The 17,563-nt window shown below is 33.6% G+C and carries 19 protein-coding genes; 14 read left to right on the top strand and 5 right to left on the bottom strand.

Annotated features, from left to right (window positions below; all coding sequences use genetic code 11):
- Nucleotides 1-72: 72 nt before the first annotated feature.
- Both QE431_RS05595 and QE431_RS05590 read left to right on the top strand, forming a co-directional pair.
- A complete protein-coding gene (locus tag QE431_RS05595; protein WP_307293604.1) occupies nt 73-687 on the top strand; it encodes a hypothetical protein in 615 nt (204 codons plus the stop codon).
- Nucleotides 684-1,400 (top strand): DUF3307 domain-containing protein, encoded by a 717-nt coding sequence (locus tag QE431_RS05590; protein ID WP_057119154.1) that lies wholly within the window; start codon nt 684-686, stop codon nt 1,398-1,400. The genes QE431_RS05595 and QE431_RS05590 overlap by 4 nt, the downstream gene beginning before the upstream one ends.
- Here QE431_RS05590 and QE431_RS05585 read toward each other — a convergent pair.
- Nucleotides 1,386-2,420 (bottom strand): quinone-dependent dihydroorotate dehydrogenase, encoded by a 1,035-nt coding sequence (locus QE431_RS05585; protein WP_134140677.1) that lies wholly within the window; start codon nt 2,418-2,420, stop codon nt 1,386-1,388. The two genes, QE431_RS05590 and QE431_RS05585, sit on opposite strands and share 15 nt — an antisense overlap.
- A gap of 254 nt (nt 2,421-2,674) precedes the next feature.
- On the opposite strand from QE431_RS05585, the gene QE431_RS05580 reads away from it, so the two are divergent.
- The 5 genes from QE431_RS05580 (at nt 2,675) to QE431_RS05560 (ending at nt 8,172) form a co-directional block, all read left to right on the top strand.
- On the top strand, nt 2,675-3,895 hold the full coding sequence (locus QE431_RS05580) for an OprO/OprP family phosphate-selective porin (RefSeq protein ID WP_307293599.1): 1,221 nt from the start codon (nt 2,675-2,677) through the stop codon (nt 3,893-3,895).
- A gap of 92 nt (nt 3,896-3,987) precedes the next feature.
- Nucleotides 3,988-4,953: a DUF6515 family protein gene (locus tag QE431_RS05575; RefSeq protein ID WP_307293595.1), complete on the top strand. Its 966-nt coding sequence runs from the start codon at nt 3,988-3,990 to the stop codon at nt 4,951-4,953.
- Between the two features lie 95 nt (nt 4,954-5,048).
- Nucleotides 5,049-6,188 carry a formylglycine-generating enzyme family protein gene (locus tag QE431_RS05570; protein WP_307293593.1) on the top strand — a complete coding sequence of 380 codons (1,140 nt, stop codon included), beginning with the start codon at nt 5,049-5,051 and terminating at the stop codon, nt 6,186-6,188.
- Between the two features lie 117 nt (nt 6,189-6,305).
- Complete coding sequence (pepT, locus tag QE431_RS05565; RefSeq protein WP_307293590.1) at nt 6,306-7,583, top strand: peptidase T; 1,278 nt, start codon at nt 6,306-6,308, stop codon at nt 7,581-7,583.
- A gap of 1 nt (nt 7,584) precedes the next feature.
- Nucleotides 7,585-8,172 (top strand): YdeI family protein, encoded by a 588-nt coding sequence (locus QE431_RS05560; protein WP_307293587.1) that lies wholly within the window; start codon nt 7,585-7,587, stop codon nt 8,170-8,172.
- 257 nt (nt 8,173-8,429) lie between these two features.
- Here the strand turns inward: QE431_RS05560 and yajC are convergent, their stop codons facing one another.
- The 3 genes from yajC to QE431_RS05545 all read right to left on the bottom strand — a co-directional run bounded on the left by yajC (nt 8,430) and on the right by QE431_RS05545 (nt 11,104).
- Complete coding sequence (gene yajC / locus QE431_RS05555; protein WP_057119167.1) at nt 8,430-8,705, bottom strand: preprotein translocase subunit YajC; 276 nt, start codon at nt 8,703-8,705, stop codon at nt 8,430-8,432.
- Nucleotides 8,706-8,817: 112 nt separating this feature from the next.
- Nucleotides 8,818-9,729 carry a transcription antitermination factor NusB gene (nusB, locus tag QE431_RS05550; RefSeq protein WP_307293584.1) on the bottom strand — a complete coding sequence of 304 codons (912 nt, stop codon included), beginning with the start codon at nt 9,727-9,729 and terminating at the stop codon, nt 8,818-8,820.
- A gap of 268 nt (nt 9,730-9,997) precedes the next feature.
- Nucleotides 9,998-11,104, bottom strand: coding sequence for a Glu/Leu/Phe/Val dehydrogenase (locus QE431_RS05545; RefSeq protein WP_057119169.1), 1,107 nt, complete (start codon nt 11,102-11,104; stop codon nt 9,998-10,000).
- Between the two features lie 204 nt (nt 11,105-11,308).
- Here QE431_RS05545 and QE431_RS05540 point away from each other — a divergent pair, with 204 nt between their 5' ends.
- From QE431_RS05540 to QE431_RS22510, 5 genes are all read left to right on the top strand, one after another.
- On the top strand, nt 11,309-13,087 hold the full coding sequence (locus QE431_RS05540; RefSeq protein ID WP_113677947.1) for an ABC transporter ATP-binding protein: 1,779 nt from the start codon (nt 11,309-11,311) through the stop codon (nt 13,085-13,087).
- Between the two features lie 68 nt (nt 13,088-13,155).
- On the top strand, nt 13,156-13,524 hold the full coding sequence (locus QE431_RS05535; protein ID WP_057119174.1) for a PUR family DNA/RNA-binding protein: 369 nt from the start codon (nt 13,156-13,158) through the stop codon (nt 13,522-13,524).
- Nucleotides 13,525-13,697: 173 nt separating this feature from the next.
- Nucleotides 13,698-14,522, top strand: coding sequence for an alpha/beta hydrolase (locus QE431_RS05530; RefSeq protein WP_307293578.1), 825 nt, complete (start codon nt 13,698-13,700; stop codon nt 14,520-14,522).
- Between the two features lie 21 nt (nt 14,523-14,543).
- On the top strand, nt 14,544-15,029 hold the full coding sequence (locus QE431_RS05525; RefSeq protein WP_373428845.1) for an RBBP9/YdeN family alpha/beta hydrolase: 486 nt from the start codon (nt 14,544-14,546) through the stop codon (nt 15,027-15,029).
- Entirely contained in the window at nt 15,013-15,090 is a 78-nt protein-coding gene (locus tag QE431_RS22510; RefSeq protein ID WP_373428952.1) for a hypothetical protein, read from the top strand. The genes QE431_RS05525 and QE431_RS22510 overlap by 17 nt, the downstream gene beginning before the upstream one ends.
- A gap of 66 nt (nt 15,091-15,156) precedes the next feature.
- Here QE431_RS22510 and QE431_RS05515 read toward each other — a convergent pair whose 3' ends face one another.
- Entirely contained in the window at nt 15,157-15,492 is a 336-nt protein-coding gene (locus QE431_RS05515) for a tRNA-binding protein (protein ID WP_307293573.1), read from the bottom strand.
- 130 nt (nt 15,493-15,622) lie between these two features.
- Here QE431_RS05515 and QE431_RS05510 point away from each other — a divergent pair, with 130 nt between their 5' ends.
- Both QE431_RS05510 and QE431_RS05505 read left to right on the top strand, forming a co-directional pair.
- A complete protein-coding gene (locus QE431_RS05510; RefSeq protein ID WP_134140658.1) occupies nt 15,623-16,516 on the top strand; it encodes an alpha/beta fold hydrolase in 894 nt (297 codons plus the stop codon).
- A gap of 130 nt (nt 16,517-16,646) precedes the next feature.
- Nucleotides 16,647-17,201 (top strand): thioredoxin family protein, encoded by a 555-nt coding sequence (locus QE431_RS05505; protein WP_307293571.1) that lies wholly within the window; start codon nt 16,647-16,649, stop codon nt 17,199-17,201.
- The last annotated feature ends 362 nt before the right edge of the window (nt 17,202-17,563 follow it).

The following is a 17,563-nucleotide window of genomic DNA, read 5'->3' as shown; positions in this document are numbered from 1 at the left end:
AAAAGCGTAATAATTAATTTTATTACTTATATTTGTAATACAAAGTTTATTATTTTTTAATTATATTTGATTATGACTAGCGTAATTACAGGCGATATAATTGGTTCAAGACAGCAAAAATCAGATCATTGGGTTGATGATTTAAAAAACATCTTAGCTCCATTTGGATCAACACCTAATAAATGGGAGGTTTACCGCGGAGATGAATTTCAAATAGAGGTTCAAAATCCAGAAGATGCTTTATTAGCTGCCATTTTGGTAAAAGCGCATTTACGAGCTATAAAATCAGATGCGAGAATGAGTATTGGTTTTGGAGATAAAACTCATAATGCCAAAAGAATATCCGAAAGTAATGGTTCTGCCTTTATACACTCTGGAGAACTTTTTGAGACTTTAAAAAAACAGAAAGTTACATTAGCGCTTCGAACGGGAGATAATAGTTTTGACGAAAAACTAAATTTAATGCTGCAGTTAGCCTTAACTTTTATGGACAGCTGGCTGGTACAATCGGCAGAATTTGTGGCTGCTGCTATAGAAAATCCTACTTTGTCTCAAGAAGAATTAGGGCAAAAACTAGGCATAAACCAAGCTGCGGTAAGCCGAAGACAAAAACGAGCTCAGTTTGATTTGGTTATGAATTTAGATCGTTATTTTAGAAAAGAAATAAAACAACTTACAGCCTCATGATTTTATTTATAAAACTGCTTTTAGCTCATTTACTCGGAGATTTTATCTGGCAGCCTAATTCTTGGGTAGCCGATAAAGAAATTAAAAAACATAAAAGTATTTACTTGTATGTTCATATTTTACTTCACGGAGTTTTGGCTGCCCTTGTGGCTGGAAAAGTCAGTTTTATACCTTACGCTGTTTTAATTGCCGTTACCCACGGTATCATCGATTTAATTAAACTGAATTTTCAAAAAGCAAAAACAAAGCGAACTTGGTTTGTTGCAGACCAAATTGCACACGTTATTATTTTAATTGCCGTTGTAATGCTTTACGAAAATAATGGCATTATCGACTTTTGGGTTATGAATGAATTCTGGATTTTAATCACCGGAATTTTATTGGTAACAAAACCGGCTTCTATTTTCATAAAAACCATTATTTCGATTTGGAGTCCCGAAAGTCAAAACAGCCATCAAGACAATTCCCTAGCCAGTGCAGGAAATTACATTGGTATATTAGAACGTTTATTTATACTTTGTTTTATCCTAACTGCTCATTTTGAAGCAATAGGGTTTTTATTGGCCGCAAAATCTATCTTTAGATTTGGAGATTTAAAAGAAGCCAAAGACCGCAAGCTTACCGAATACGTGATGATTGGCACTTTAATTAGTTTCGGAATCGCGATAATAGTCGGATTAATTCTTCAGGCGCTTCTTTTACAACTGCCCTAAAACTTTTTTATTGATTGCTTTAATCAGCGCTGGACCTTCATAAATAAAACCTGTATATAATTGCACTAAACTTGCTCCTGCATTTAGTTTTTCGATCGCATCATCTGCAGAATGAATTCCGCCTACTCCAATAATTGGGAATGCTTTATTGCTTTTTTCAGAAAGAAAACGAATTACTTCTGTTGAGCGTTTTGTCAATGGTTTTCCAGACAAACCTCCCATTTCTGACTGATTTGCAGATTGTAAACCATCTCTTGAAATTGTAGTATTGGTTGCAATTACTCCTGCAATCTGCGTAGTTTTCACAATATCTATAATATCTAACAACTGCTCATCTGTAAGATCTGGAGCAATTTTTAATAAAATTGGTTTTACTTTCTGCGTACTTGTTTTCTGCTTTTCAATGTTTCTGTTTTGCAAAGTCTGCAGCAAAGCAGTTAGAGGTTCTTTGTCTTGTAAAGCTCTTAAATTTGGTGTATTTGGCGAACTTACATTGACTACAAAATAATCTACATGATCAAACAAAGCGTCAAAACAAATGATATAATCGTCTACAGCATTTTCGTTTGGAGTCACTTTGTTTTTTCCAATATTTCCTCCAATTAAAACTCCAGAATTTTTCTTCAAACGTTCTACAGCTTCCAAAACACCGCCATTATTAAAACCCATTCGGTTAATAATTGCCTGATCTTCTTTTAAACGAAATAAACGTTTTTTGGGGTTTCCTTCCTGACCAACCGGCGTAACGGTTCCAATTTCAATAAAACCAAAACCAAAATCAGAAAGTTCTTTGTACAACTTTGCATCTTTATCAAATCCTGCTGCAAGTCCAACTGGATTTTTGAATTTAATTCCGAAAACTTCTCTTTCTAATCGAGAATCTTTTACTTCATAAATTGATCTTATAATTGACGAAACTCCTGGGATTTTTGAAATGAATTTAACAAATGAAAAAGTAAAGTAATGCACTTCTTCAGGATCAAACCAGAAAAGTATCGGACGAATTATCAATTTATACATGAGTGTGTTGTTGTTATTTTGGGTGCAAATTTAAATATTATAGTTTAAAAAGGTGCTTTTTTACAAAAACAAATAATTTCAATTTTGTTTCATTCTTCAAAAACATAATTAAAAACATAAAGTCAAAAATTCAATTTTTAAGGTTGCAAGTTATAATATGAAACAACTTCAGGCACTTAAACTACCTGCTTCAGATTTTTTATTAATTAATTTTGAAGCAATTAAGAATCTTTTATACAAATCAATCCAACTATATGTATAAAGAAAACCCAACAAATCGAAACCCTATCATTCTGTTATTAATTCTCATACTATTAATTGGTTTTAAAGGCTTTTCACAGCATGAAAAAGACACTACAAAACTGATGACTGTTCGTTATGGCAACAAGGGAATCGAATTACAAACACGAGATAATAAATTTCTATTTCAATTACAAAGCAGATTTCAGTTTCGTTTCTCTACTCCTTACGATGCAGATCCAGTTACTTACGATGATTATGCTCAAGATGCGCAAACGGTTTTTAAAATAAATCGTGCCAGATTAAAAGTCGGCGGCCACGCTTTTGAACCGTGGTTAAAATATTATTGGGAATACGAACTAAGCCAGTCCAATTTACTTGACTTTAGAATTATGATCGAAAAATGGGAGTGGCTGAGTTTTAAAGTCGGGCAATGGAAAACAGAATTTACCCGCGAACGTTTCATTAGCAGCGGCGAACAGCAAATGGCGGAGCGGTCTTTAATTAATCGTCCGTTTACAGTAGACAGACAATTGGGAGTCGAAGTTTACGGACATTTGAAAGGCAGCGGCATAGCTGACTTTAATTACTGGGCGGCTGCGCTGACAGGAACTGGACGAGGAAGTTCGGTAAATGATGACAGCCATTTAATGTATTTTGGAAGAGCGCAATGGAATTTCTTGGGTCGATTTTTGGATTTTGAAGGCTGTGATTTAGAATTTCACGAAAAACTTACACCAATTATTGCTTTTTCAGCCATAACAAATAGAAGTCCATACACTCGTTTTTCTCAAGCTGGCGGAGGTTCCTTAGAAGGATACGAAAATGGTTTGCCAGGTCAATATAGAGTTAATCAATGGAATGTAGAAACGGCTTTTATGTACCGTGGTTTTTCTTGGCAGAGCGAATGGCATACCAAAGAAATTATTGATAAATTAAACAATAATGAAACAACAACGCTAAAAGGATATTATGTTCAGGCTGGATATTTCTTTCATAATGTTTTCGATTGGTGGCCAAAACATTTGGAAATGGCAGGAAGACATGCTGCTTACAGACCAGATAATTCAATAAGACAAAATAGACAAGATGAGTCGACATTGGCTTTTAATTGGTTTTTTAAAGGCCATAAAAATAAACTAACTTCTGAAGTAAGTTATTTTAGTTTTCAGGACAAAACTTTACCACTTGAACAAGGCTGGCGTTTTAGAATACAATGGGATATTTCATTGTAAGAATATTCTATTTTTTAAATCAAAAATACTTGCCTAAATCTTAAATACAAATTCTTTTTTTTAATAACTTTATCTAACTTAAAATACTGAAAATGAAAAATATAAATAAAACAATACGAAAAGCAGTACTAACTTGTTTAGCTGGATCGTTTTTTTTGATTTCTATTGACAGCATGGCGCAGCGACGAGTTGGAGGAAATGGCGGAGGAGTTCATAGACCGAGTGGAGGAACTCAAACAAGGCCTGCGGCAACAAGACCCGCAAACCAATCCCGACCAGCTGTAAACAGACCTTCTACAAACAAACCAGCAGTAACTAGACCTGGATCTAATGGCTCGGGAACTAAAGTAACCAGACCTACAAATAGTTCGAACACTAGTATTAACAACAGAAACAATACAACAAACCGAAATTCTAACAACACCAGAAATTCAGGTAACATAAATACAAACATAAGCGGCAATACCAGAAATGTTGACCGAAGTAGAGATATAACGATAAATAATAACCGAAACACTGTCGTGAGAAGGAATACTGTTGTGTATGCACGTCCTCCGTATGTATATGGCGGTTATAGATATCATGCTTATAATCCATATTATTTTCATCCTTACAGACCTTATTACTATGGACCAACATGGCATCCTTGGGGATTTTTTGTAGCAACTTTAGCGGTTACAGCAATAGTAGTAAGCGTCGAAAGTTCACAATATCATTATGATCAGGGAGTTTGGTATGCACCTTCTAACGGAGGTTATACGGCTGTTCCGGCTCCAGTTGGAGGAACTGTTAATAATATTCCAAGCGGAGCACAAACTGTTAATACAGGAACAGTAAATAATTATTACTATGGAGGAACTTATTATGAAAAAGACGGCAATACTTATAAGGTTGTGCCTCCAACAGCAGGAACAATAGTTGATAATTTACCAGAAGGCGGCGAAGAAGTTACGATTGGAGATGTAAAATATGTAAAATTTGGAGAAACTTATTATCAACCCGTTCAAGTTGACGGCAAAGAAAAATATGAAGTAGTTCTTGTTGAAAAAGACAAATAATTTATTAATCCTATATAATTACTATAGTATTAATAATTATTTTTATAATTTTATCCCATCTATTTGACAACCAATTCAGATCAAAATCAATTACCATGAAAAATAAAACCTTTTGGATTTTTGCTGTCCTTACAATTTCTATTATTTCTCTTGCTTACGGTTATACCAAATTAATGGTGCCTAAAAAAGAAATAGCTGAAACTGCAGAATGTCATGAAATTCCAAATACTTCAGCACCCTCAGCATTTAAGCCAACTATCGAAAATAAAGATAAACCTGCTGGAAAAGCTCCAGAGGGTATGGTGTGGATTCCAGGCGGCGAATTCTCAATGGGAAGTAATGTAGAAGATGAAAGCTTATGCAGTATCAAAGGTGTAACGAAAGATGCAGCTCCTATTCACCGCGTATATGTTGATGGCTACTATATGGATGAAACCGAAGTAACCAATGAAGAATTCGAAAAATTTGTAAAAGCTACCGGCTATGTAACCGTTGCCGAACAAAAACCAACAAAAGAAGAATTTCCAACAGCAAGTGAAGAAGACTTAATAACAGGCTCTGTTGTCTTTACTCCTACTCCTTCTGCGGTTAATTTGAATAACTTTTTGCAATGGTGGCGTTACGAACCTGGTGCCGACTGGAGACATCCTGATGGTCCTCAAAGCACAATTAAAGGAAAAGAGAAATATCCTGTTGTACATGTGGTATATGAAGATGCAGCAGCTTATGCAAAGTGGGCTGGAAAAAGGCTTCCAACTGAAGCAGAATGGGAATTTGCAGCTCGAGGTGGTAAAACAGGAAATCTATATGCTTGGGGAAATGACTTAAAACCGAAAGGAAAATTTCAGGCTAATATATACCAAGGACATTTCCCTATCAAAGATGGCGATACTGGCGAAGACGGATTTAAAGGAATTGCCCCTACAGCTCAATATGCCCCTAATGCTTATGGTTTATACGATATGGCAGGAAATGTATGGGAATGGGTAAATGACTGGTATAGTGTTGACTATTACAAATCATTGGCCGATAGTGGCAAAACAGTAAAAAATCCGCAAGGACCTGATGCTTATAATGATCCAAATGATCCGACAGAAGTTAAACGAGTTCATAGAGGTGGTTCATTTTTATGTACCGACCAATATTGCACGCGATACATGGTTGGAACAAGAGGAAAAGGCGAAATTAGATCTGCGGCAAATCATGTGGGTTTTAGATGCGTCAAAAGCAAATAATCGTAAAAAAACAAATGAAAGGGATTCTGCACAGAATCCCTTTTTTTATTAATTCAGATATGGAAAGCTAAATTATGCAGGAGAAAAATTTTCTATATTTGCTAAAAAATCAAAGAAATGCAACATATCATAGATCGTTTTATTAGTTATATAACAATTGATACAGAATCAGATCCAAATTCGCAAACAACGCCAAGTACTGAAAAGCAGTGGAATTTAGCCAATAAATTAGTTGAAGAACTAAAAACAATCGGACTTGAAGATGTAAATATTGATGATAAAGCGTATATCATGGCAACGCTGCCAAGCAACGTAGATCACGAAGTTCCAACAATAGGTTTTGTTTCTCACTTTGATACTTCGCCAGATTTTAGCGGTGCCAATGTGAAGCCTCAAATTGTTGAAAATTACGACGGAAAAGATATTGTTTTGAATGCAGAAAAAAACATTGTTTTATCTCCAAATTATTTCAAAGATTTACTGCAATACAAAGGGCAAACCATTATTACAACCGACGGAACAACACTTCTTGGTGCCGATGACAAAGCGGGAATTACAGAAATTGTTTCGGCAATGGAATATCTAATTCAGCATCCAGAAATTAAACATGGAAAAATCAGAATTGGTTTTACTCCAGATGAAGAAATTGGACGTGGTGCGCATCATTTTGATGTAGAAAAATTTGGAGCGCAATGGGCTTATACGATGGACGGAAGTCAGATTGGCGAATTAGAATATGAAAATTTCAATGCAGCTGGAGCTAAAATTACTTTTAAAGGAAAAAGTGTTCATCCTGGTTATGCAAAAGGAAAAATGATTAATTCTATGCTTTTGGCAAATGAATTTATCAATGAACTTCCAAAAGGAGAAACCCCAGAAGAAACAAAAGGTTACGAAGGATTTTTTCACGTTCATCACATAAAAGGAAACATCGAAGAAACAGTTTTAGAATTGATTATACGTGATCATAATAAAAAGAAATTCGAAAAGCGAAAAGAGCTTATCGAAAAAATTGCCAAAAAATTCAATAAAAAATTTGCTAAGAAATTTGGTGAAGATATCGTAATTGCAGTCGTAAAAGATCAATATTACAATATGAAAGAAAAGGTTCTGCCAGTAAAACATATTGTTGATATCGCTGAAAAAGCGATGCGAGAATTAAACATCAAACCGATCATCAAACCAATCCGCGGCGGAACTGACGGTTCTCAATTATCTTTTATGGGATTACCTTGCCCAAATATTTTTGCGGGCGGACATAATTTCCACGGAAAATATGAATATGTTCCTGCCGAAAGCATTCAGAAAGCAACAGACGTAATCGTAAAAATTGCTGAGCTCACTGCAATTCCAGGAATTTTTGATGTAACTGAAAAACCTAAAAGAAAAAGATAAAGTGGAACCGAATTCTGATAAAAAGCACGTTTGGGATAAAGTCAATCAATGGGAAGAAGAACTTCTTTTTCTTAAATCAATTATTGACAAAACTGAACTGGTTGAAACCATAAAATGGGGAGGACCTATTTATGTTTATAACAAAAAAAATGTTATCGGAATTGGGGGTTTTAAAAACTATTTTGCAATCTGGTTTTTAAACGGTGTTTTTCTGAAAGATGAGAAAAAGAGGTTGATCAATGCTCAGGAAGACAAAACAAAATCAATGCGTCAATGGCGTTTTACTTCGAAGGATGAAATAAACGAAAAAGAAGTCTTAGAATACATTCACGAAGCGATTGAAAACGAAAAGCAAGGAAAAGTCATTAAACCTTCTAAAAAAGAAGCAATTGTTTCTGAACTTTTAGATCAAGAAATGACAAAAAATCCAGCTTTAAAAGAAGCATTTGCCAAGTTTTCGCCCTATAAAAAATATGAGTTTTTAGAATATATTGAAACAGCAAAACAGGAAAAAACAAAACTTTCGAGAATTGAAAAAGTGATTCCGATGATTTTGAATAATGTTGGATTGAATGATAAATACAGGTAAGTTAAATTTCAATATTTAAAATCCAAATTCCAAGTAATCAGAGACCTTTGTCAAAGTTTAAAACTTTGACAAAGGTTTTTTTATGCGCAAAAATGTCATTGCGAGGAACGAAGCAACCTCACTAACAAAAGATAATTTTTGAAATAGTAAATGAGATTGCTTCGTTCCTCGCAATGACATGCAGCTCGTTAATTTGAAAACAAAAAAAATCCCAAACTCCTTTTGGAATTTGGGATTTAAAATATTGTAATTTAAAATTATGCTTTCTTATTCAAAGCAGCACTCAATTCAAGAGAAATAGCTGAACGCTCTAATTTTAATTTTCCAGACATTGTTTCGATTACAACTGTAGTTTCTGCTAATTCTGCAATTTTACCGTGGAAACCGCTTTTAGTAACTATTCTGTCACCTACTTTTAGGCTGCTTTCAAATTCTTTTTCGTTTTTAGCTCTCTTTTGTTGTGGTCTAATCATGAAGAAATAGATTACCACAAACATCAATAGAAATGGCGCAAATTGAGTTAATTGTCCCATAATTTAAATTTGTTTTTGATTTATTATTAATATCTTTTTTAATCTCTGTGACTTCGCTCATAGAGACAAAGCCATTGGAATTTGGATTTTTCTTTTTGAAATTTCGTTGTTTTTACATCAACCCTCTTCCTACTTTTACCATCTTTTTATTGGCGGTAAGTTCCTTTACAAGGTTATCTAAAATTCCGTTGATAAAAATACTACTTTTTGGTGTAGAATACTCTTTTGCAATTTCTAAATATTCGTTAAGAGTTACTTTTACTGGAATTGAAGGGAATTTTAAAAATTCGCAAATTGCCATTTTTAAGATAATTGTATCAATTTCAGCAATACGATCACTGTCCCAGTTTGGCGTTTTATCTTCATATTCTTTTGCAAAAGCAGTTTCATTCAAAACAGTTCTTCTAAATAAATCTTTTGCAAAATCTTTATCTTCAACATCTTTGTACAATTTCGGAACTCTAAAATCGTCTGGATCTTCTGTTTTAATTGCTTTTAATTGTTTTACGATATGCGTATTTACAACTGGAATATCATCAACCCAAGTCAATTTATCATCTTCTAAATACTCGTATAATTTTTCGTTTGGAACAATAACATTTTCGAACAAATCAATAATAAATTGTCTGTCTTCTTCGAATGTATTTACATTATTGCTCATGTAGTTTTTGTACAAATCGCTGGCTTTTACATCATTTAAAAGTAAAATGATATAATCATCGTTTAATGACCAGTTATTGATTTTACGATTTTCTAGAGCGATACTAAGAGAATTACTTTCGGAAAGAAGTTGAAAAATTTTGTTCTTTACAAACTTTTCATTCGGATTACGTTCTGCGGCAGTTGCCAGGTGTTTTTTACTTGAAAGATGCAAATAGACAGCTTCTTTTTTGCAGATTTCTATCAATGAAGAAAGCATTATAAGATATAAGTCCTGAATATTATCAATACTATAAAAAAGAAATTTTTCTTCTTTTTCCATATTATCAGAACCGCTTTGGTGCATTGCATAAATGGATTGCATTACTTTAACGCGTATGTGTCTTCTATTTACCACCTTGTAAGAACATTTAAAAATTAGTCTGCAAAATTAGGAATTTCAATCCTGATATTAAAATTAATTCGTAAAAAAGTATTCAGTTTTAGTCGCGGTATTCAGTCGCGGTCGCAGTATTCAGCTAACTAATGAAGTCATCAAAAAAAATGAAAACTGCGACTGCGACTGAAAACTAAAAAAAATCCCAGTTTCCAGAAAAACCTGAAAACTGAGACTGAGACTGTAAACTAAAAAATTACTTCGCAGCGTTCTCGATTCTTCTTTGATCGATACGATTTTGAGCAATTGTAAGAGCCGCTTTATGAGTTGTCATATTATTTTGAGCAGCAAAATCAATAATTTCTAAAGTTGTATTATAGATATTTTCAGTTTTACTCATGATTTCAGCTTTGCCGTAATTTGCTAATTCAGCGTAAACATTGATAATTCCACCCGCGTTGATTAAGAAATCTGGAGCGTATAAAATACCTCTTTCCTGCAATCTCGCACCGTGAACATTCTCGTCTGCTAATTGATTGTTGGCTGCACCAGCAATAACTTTAGCTTTAATTTTGTTTACTGTATTATCATTAATAGTTGCTCCCATTGCACACGGCGCGTAAATATCAACATCTGCTGTATATAAATCTTCGCCGGTATAAATTGTTGCATTGTATTTTGAAGCAACTTGATATAATTTTTCTTCATTGATATCAGTAATCGTTACCTGAGCACCTTCTTTAGTCAAATACTCCACTAAAGTTTCACCCACGTGTCCAATTCCTTGAACCAAAACTTTTTTACCATCTAAAACATCAGTTCCAAACTGACTTTTAGCAGCAGCTTTCATTCCTAAATAAACTCCATAAGCAGTTACAGGAGAAGGATTTCCAGACCCGCCTCTTTCTTCAGAAATACCAGTCACATAAGGCGTTACATCTCTTACAGTATCCATGTCTTTTGTTTCCATCCCGACATCTTCTGCAGTAATATATCTTCCGCTTAATGAATGTACAAATTCACCAAACTTACGCATCAATTCAGGTGTTTTTTGAGTTTTAGCATCGCCAATAATAACTGCTTTACCTCCACCAATATTAAGCCCAGTAATGGCCGATTTAAAAGTCATACCTCTTGAAAGACGTAAAACATCATTTAAAGCTTCCCATTCTGTGTTATAATTCCACATTCTAGTTCCTCCCAAAGCTGGACCCATAACCGAATTATGAATACCAATAATTGCTTTTAAACCTGTATCTTTGTCATTGCAAAATACAATTTGTTCGTGATCGTCAAAAGATAATTGACCAAAAACAGGATCCATTTTTTGAAGTTCCTTTCCAGTTGCGAAAGTTGCATCCATAGCGCTAGTATTAATTAGGTTAAAATTATGAATTTGTCAAAAAGACTTCTCAAACATAATTAAAAAATACACATGTGCTAATTTTTTATCTTTAAAATAACAATTTTACAATATAATTGTTTTGATTAAATTGCAATTTATTATAATTTTAATTAGTAATAATTCACAATTTCAAATCAATTCTATATCATATTTCTTAAAAAAATGAAAGAATTAAGCTATTTAAACAAATATTTCATTAAGTATAAATACAGTTTTTCGCTGGGTATTTTAATCACCATAATCGCACAAATATTTTCGCTATTTACTCCAAAACTAATCAGTAAGTCTTTAAACGCTATTGAGAATTTTGACAAATTATCTCCGACTGACCAAAAATCAGAAGTCGTAATTGCAGCTTTCAGACAAGATCTGATTCATAACGTATTGCTAATCATAGCCACTACAATCGTAGCTGGATTTTTAACTTTTTTAATGCGCCAGACTTTAATTGTAATGTCACGTCATATTGAGTTTGATTTAAAAAATGAAGTTTTTAGACAATACGAAAATCTTTCTCAGACTTTTTACAAGCAAAACAGAACAGGAGATTTAATGAACCGAATAAGTGAAGACGTTTCTAAAGTCCGTATGTATGTCGGGCCGGCGGTTATGTATACTATTAATACATTTATTCGTTTCGCGATTGTTATACTATATATGTATAATGTTTCGCCGCTTCTTACCTTATATACTATATTACCGCTTCCTATACTTTCGTATTGTATTTTTAAATTAAGTTCAGAAATCAATAAGCGAAGCACTACTTTTCAGCAATACTTATCAAAAGTTTCGAGTTTTACTCAGGAAATCTTTTCTGGAATTCGTGTCATCAAAGCTTATTCGTTGGAAAACCAGCATCAAAACAATATGGTAGACCTTGCGGAAGAAAGCAAACGCAAAAGTTTAAGTTTAGCGAGAGTCCAGTCTTTATTTGGTCCTTTAATGATCGCCCTAATCGGAATCAGTAATTTAGTAGTAATCTATTTTGGAGGCGTAATGTACATCAACGGAACCATTCCGAATATTGGGACTATTGCCGAATTTATTTTATATGTAAATATGCTGACTTGGCCGGTTGCTTCTTTAGGATGGGTTTCGTCAATGGTGCAAGAGGCAGAAGCTTCTCAAAAACGCCTAAATGAATTTTTGAAAATCGAACCAGAAATTAAAAATAATAACGAAAATTCATCAGATATTCAAGGAACTATAACTTTCGATAATGTTTCTTTCACTTATCAAGACACAAATATTGAAGCTCTAAAAAATGTTTCATTTACGGTAAAAAAAGGAGAAACGCTGGCCATTTTAGGAAAAACAGGTTCTGGAAAATCGACTATTCTTTCCTTAATTTCAAGATTGTATGATGTAACAGAAGGTGAACTTAGGATTGATGCAAACGAAATCAGCACTTTAAATTTAAATGATTTAAGAAATAATATCGGAATTGTCCCTCAGGATGCTTTTCTGTTTTCGGATACTATTAAAAATAATATCAAATTCGGAAATCAAAATGCTACTGACGAAGAGGTATTCCAAGCCGCTAAAAATGCTGTTGTTCACGATAATATTATTGCATTTAACAAACAGTATGATACTATTTTAGGAGAAAGAGGAATCACACTTTCGGGCGGACAGAAACAGCGTGTTTCTATTGCGAGAGCTATTATTAAGAATCCTGCTATTTTACTTTTCGACGATTGTTTGTCTGCCGTTGATACCGAAACAGAAGAAATGATTTTGAACAATTTGTTTGAAATTTCTAAAGATAAAACAACCATAATTGTAAGCCATCGTGTATCATCTGCAAAGAATGCAGACAAAATTATTATACTGGAAGATGGTCGTATCATTCAACAAGGTTCTCATAATCAATTAATAAATCAGGAAGGATATTACGCATCGTTATATTTAAAACAACTTTCGGAAAAAGAATTACTTTAATTGTTGCGTAATAGATAATTTTTTATGATTTTTGAGTACTATTAATTCCAAAAATGATAGAACGTATTATGAGAGAAAATGACATGTTAGAAAAAGAAGAGATTTTTTCTAAAGTATTACGAGCAGGAAGAAGAACTTATTTCTTTGATGTGAGAGCTACCAAAGCTGATGATTACTATATCACTATTACCGAAAGCAAAAAATTTACTGAGGAAGATGGTTCATTTCATTTCAAGAAACACAAAATTTACTTATACAAAGAAGATTTTAGTGCTTTTGCCGAAATACTAGAAGAAATGACATCTTATGTTTTGAACCACAAAGGCGAAGAAGTAATTTCTGAAAGACATCAAAAAGATTTTAAGAAAGAATACAGTTCTGAAAAATCTGAAAGCCAAAGATCTAGCTTTACAGATATTGATTTTGACGATATTTAATTCAAAATAAACTTTTTATAAAGTACGAGTCCAATTTGTTCTGCATTTTGGACTTTTTTTATATATTTATTTCATTGTGAAATGTGATTTGTAAAATGTGAAATAAACAAACGAATTTTAAGATGCTTCTCTTTCACATTTAACATCTTACTTAAAACTTCTAACAAACTAAAATGAAAAAATTAATTATCCTTCTAACTTTCTTTCTATACGGAATTTCATTGTCTGCACAGAATGTAGAATATGAAACCAAAAATAACATTCAATATTACAGTTCAGCACTAAATAAATCTGATAAATACATTAATGAAAGATGTGTTTTGGATATTTATTATCCTAAAAACAAAACTGGATTCGCAACTATCGTATGGTTTCACGGCGGTGGACTGACAGGCGGAAATAAAGAAATTCCTGAAGCTTTAAAAAATAAAGGTTTTGCTATTATTGGTGTAAATTACAGATTGTCACCAAAAGCAAAAGCTGAAAAAGCGATCGAAGATGCGGCAGCAGCAGTTGCTTGGACTTTTAATAATATATCAAATTACGGCGGTGACAAATCTCAGATTTTCGTTTCTGGACATTCAGCCGGAGGTTACTTAGGAATGATGATTGGTCTGGACAAAAAATGGCTTCAAAAAGAAAATATAGATGCCGATAAAATCGCCGGACTTATTCCGTTCAGCGGACAATGTATTACTCATTTTGAAATTAGGAGAGAAAATGGAATTCCAGAAAAACAGCCAACTATTGACACTTTTGCACCTTTATACCACGTTCGTGCCGACGCTCCGCCAATGTTGCTAATTACCGGAGATCGTGAATTAGAAATGCTGGGACGTTATGAAGAAAACGCCTATATGGCAAGAATGATGAAACTGGTTGGACACAAACAAACAAAACTTTACGAACTTGACGGTTATGGCCACGGAATGACTGAACCTGGTTTTCCGCTTTTAGTTAATGAAGTAAACCGCATTATTAAAGAAACTAAAAAATAATCACTAAATAAATCCACGGCAATGGAGACACAACTTTTAATTATTCCAGGACTTGGAGATTCTGGAGAAAAACACTGGCAGACTTTTTGGCATAAAAAATTCGAAAACTCAATTCGTGTTGTACAAGACAATTGGGACGAACCGCTTCGAGAAGATTGGATTGCAAGATTAAACGAAAATATTTTAAAACTCGATAAACCTACAATATTAGTTGCACACAGTTTAGCAGTTTCACTGGTATTGCACTGGGCAGAAAAAAATAATAATCCAAATATAGTTGGAGCTTTTTTAGTCGCTCCTGCAGATGTAGATTCACCCGAACATACACCAGAATGTACAAGAAACTTTTCGCCAATTCCTCTATACAAACTTCCTTTTCCTTCTGTAGTTGTAGCCAGCGAAAATGATCCTTATGCTTCTTTCGAAAGAAACAAAATACTTTGCCGAAAAATGGGGAAGCGATTTCGTAAACGTTGGTCAGCAAGGCCACATCAACTCCGATTCTGATTTAAAATATTGGGAAGAAGGACAGTTGATTTTACAGCAATTAATTGAAAAAACGAGATAATAATTAGTCTCAGTCACAGCTTTCAGTCACAGTTACGAAACTGAAAACTGTGACTGTGACTGAAAACTACCCTATTCGCAATCCATTTTCGATCTTAAAATCGGGTGCTAATAAAATTACATCTCCCTCCTCGCCTACTGCACCAAGAACTAAGCATTCGCTCATAAATTTTCCGATTTGCTTTTTGGGGAAATTTACAACAGCAACAATCTGGCAATCTATTAAGTCTTCTTTCTGATATCTTTTAGTAATTTGTGCAGATGATTTTCTAATTCCGATTTCTGAACCAAAATCGATTGTTAATTGAAAAGCAGGTTTTCTTGCTTCGGGAAAATCATTTACTTCTATAATAGTTCCTACGCGCATATCGGTGCGTTCAAATTCATTCCAAGTTAAATCCATTATTAATTATTTAGCCTTACAAACCTATTAATTTTGTAATTAATCCTCCTAATTCTATAACCTTTTTCTTTTACTTACAATCTAATTTTACTTGAGGAAAATTATACACTCACGTAAAAAAACATATAACATGGAACATACTGAACCAAATGCATGCATGTCAATAAAAGATTTTGAATCTAATTTAAAACAGGTTCATACAGATAAATATATAGAAACAGCACAAAACGTCAGACTCTATGTGAAAGATTACGGTCAGGGAAAACCAGTAATTCTTATTCATGGCTGGCCTCTTTCTAATGAAATGTGGGAATATCAAATTGATCATTTAGTACAAAATAACTATCGCGTTATTGCTTATGACCGACGCGGATTTGGTAAATCATCTCAGCCTTGGGATGGTTATGACTATGATACTTTAAGCGATGACCTTAAAGAAATCATTGAACAATTGGAATTAGAAAACGTTACGCTGGTTGGATTCTCAATGGGAGGCGGCGAAGTTGTACGTTATTTCAGCCGTCACGGCGGAAAAGGCGTTATTAAAGCAGCTTTAATTTCATCTATTATTCCATTCCTTTTAAAAACTCACGATAACCCGGACGGGCATCCGAAAGAAAAAAGTGAAACTACTGCAGCAGCAATTAAAGAAGATCGTATTGGTTTTGTAGACAACTTCGGGAAAACATTCTTTGGAATCAATATCATCAACAAACCAATCAGTACACCATTGTTAGAATATTATAGAACATTATGTTCGCTTGCATCTCCTCGTGCAACCTTAAAATGTGCAGAATCTTTTTCGTTTACAGATTTTAGAGATGAACTTGATTTTGTAAAGGTTCCAACTTTGATTATTCATGGAAATGATGACAAAATTGTTCCAATAGACCTTACTTCAAGAAAAGCAGCAGAAGGAATTGCTAATAATACTTTTATCGAATACGAAGGCGCTCCTCACGGTCTGTTTTACACGGAAAAAGAAAAATTAAATGAAGATTTACTTCAGTTTTTAAATTCATAAAAAAATATAAAAAAGCATCCAAAGAAGCAAGCTGATAAAGCTAACTGCTTCTTTGGGTATTTTTTTATTCTTGTGCTCTTTTATTTACAGATATTTAAAACTATTTTTGGAATTCAAATATCTTGCAAAAATGGCACAAACTGCATCCGCAATGCTTCCTTTAGGAACTATTGCACCTGATTTTTATTTAAAGGACACTAATTCAAATGACATGCTTTCATTTGAAGATTTAAAAGGTTCTAAAGGTACTTTGGTTATGTTTATCTGCAACCATTGTCCGTTTGTGATTCATTCTATAAAAGAAGTTGTAATGATTGCTAATGATTACCGCGTGCAGGGAATCGGCATTGTTGCTATTTCCAGCAATGATACTGTAAAGTATCCGGAGGATTCTCCAGAATTGATGACGGAATTTGCTATAGAAAACAAAATTGATTTTCCTTATCTTTATGATGAGACTCAAGAAACCGCTAAAGCATACAATGCAGCCTGCACTCCCGACTTCTATTTATTTGACAACCAAGACAAATTATTTTACCGCGGACAGCTTGACGATTCTAGGCCGGGCAACGGAATTTCACTCAGCGGAAGTGACCTTAGAGGCGCTATAGATGCTTTAATTTACAACAGAAGTTTAAAGGAACCGCAAAAACCAAGTATTGGTTGCAGCATTAAATGGAAGTAAAACCTCACTAAATTCAAAAAGATTATCTATCTTTGCTGATCAATTTAATTATCCTTATGGGAAATAGAATACCATTTACAGCGCCTGCAAAGTTGTTTTCCTTTTCTGGAGAACCACTACCTGCTGTAATTATTTCGCATAATAAGGCCTTTATTAATTAGGCCTCCGTCTATTTCAATTTCTTCTTTCTGACGGAGGATTACATCAAACTTAAACATCTATTTATTTGACAAAATCAATTTTGTTCAGATATCTTTTTGTTTTTCAAATTAAACATTTAAAATTTTTCTCTTTCTCATGAACTGAGAAACAAACAGTTTTTAAACAATACAAAAGAAGAAAATCATTTCAAATAGTATAAC

The organism is Flavobacterium sp. SORGH_AS_0622 (assembly GCF_030818825.1).
Classification (GTDB): domain Bacteria; phylum Bacteroidota; class Bacteroidia; order Flavobacteriales; family Flavobacteriaceae; genus Flavobacterium.
This window is presented reverse-complemented; position numbering and strand designations above follow the sequence as displayed.

Coding starts and splice junctions, on each gene's coding strand:
- QE431_RS05595 (WP_307293604.1), top strand. CDS start 73: ATGACTAGCGTAATTACAGGCGATATAATTGGTTCAAGACAGCAAAAA.
- QE431_RS05590 (WP_057119154.1), top strand. CDS start 684: ATGATTTTATTTATAAAACTGCTTTTAGCTCATTTACTCGGAGATTTT.
- QE431_RS05585 (WP_134140677.1), bottom strand. CDS start 2,420: ATGTATAAATTGATAATTCGTCCGATACTTTTCTGGTTTGATCCTGAA.
- QE431_RS05580 (WP_307293599.1), top strand. CDS start 2,675: ATGTATAAAGAAAACCCAACAAATCGAAACCCTATCATTCTGTTATTA.
- QE431_RS05575 (WP_307293595.1), top strand. CDS start 3,988: ATGAAAAATATAAATAAAACAATACGAAAAGCAGTACTAACTTGTTTA.
- QE431_RS05570 (WP_307293593.1), top strand. CDS start 5,049: ATGAAAAATAAAACCTTTTGGATTTTTGCTGTCCTTACAATTTCTATT.
- pepT (WP_307293590.1), top strand. CDS start 6,306: ATGCAACATATCATAGATCGTTTTATTAGTTATATAACAATTGATACA.
- yajC (WP_057119167.1), bottom strand. CDS start 8,705: ATGGGACAATTAACTCAATTTGCGCCATTTCTATTGATGTTTGTGGTA.
- nusB (WP_307293584.1), bottom strand. CDS start 9,729: ATGCAATCCATTTATGCAATGCACCAAAGCGGTTCTGATAATATGGAA.
- QE431_RS05545 (WP_057119169.1), bottom strand. CDS start 11,104: ATGGATGCAACTTTCGCAACTGGAAAGGAACTTCAAAAAATGGATCCT.
- QE431_RS05540 (WP_113677947.1), top strand. CDS start 11,309: ATGAAAGAATTAAGCTATTTAAACAAATATTTCATTAAGTATAAATAC.
- QE431_RS05535 (WP_057119174.1), top strand. CDS start 13,156: ATGAGAGAAAATGACATGTTAGAAAAAGAAGAGATTTTTTCTAAAGTA.
- QE431_RS05530 (WP_307293578.1), top strand. CDS start 13,698: ATGAAAAAATTAATTATCCTTCTAACTTTCTTTCTATACGGAATTTCA.
- QE431_RS05525 (WP_373428845.1), top strand. CDS start 14,544: ATGGAGACACAACTTTTAATTATTCCAGGACTTGGAGATTCTGGAGAA.
- QE431_RS05515 (WP_307293573.1), bottom strand. CDS start 15,492: ATGGATTTAACTTGGAATGAATTTGAACGCACCGATATGCGCGTAGGA.
- QE431_RS05510 (WP_134140658.1), top strand. CDS start 15,623: ATGGAACATACTGAACCAAATGCATGCATGTCAATAAAAGATTTTGAA.
- QE431_RS05505 (WP_307293571.1), top strand. CDS start 16,647: ATGGCACAAACTGCATCCGCAATGCTTCCTTTAGGAACTATTGCACCT.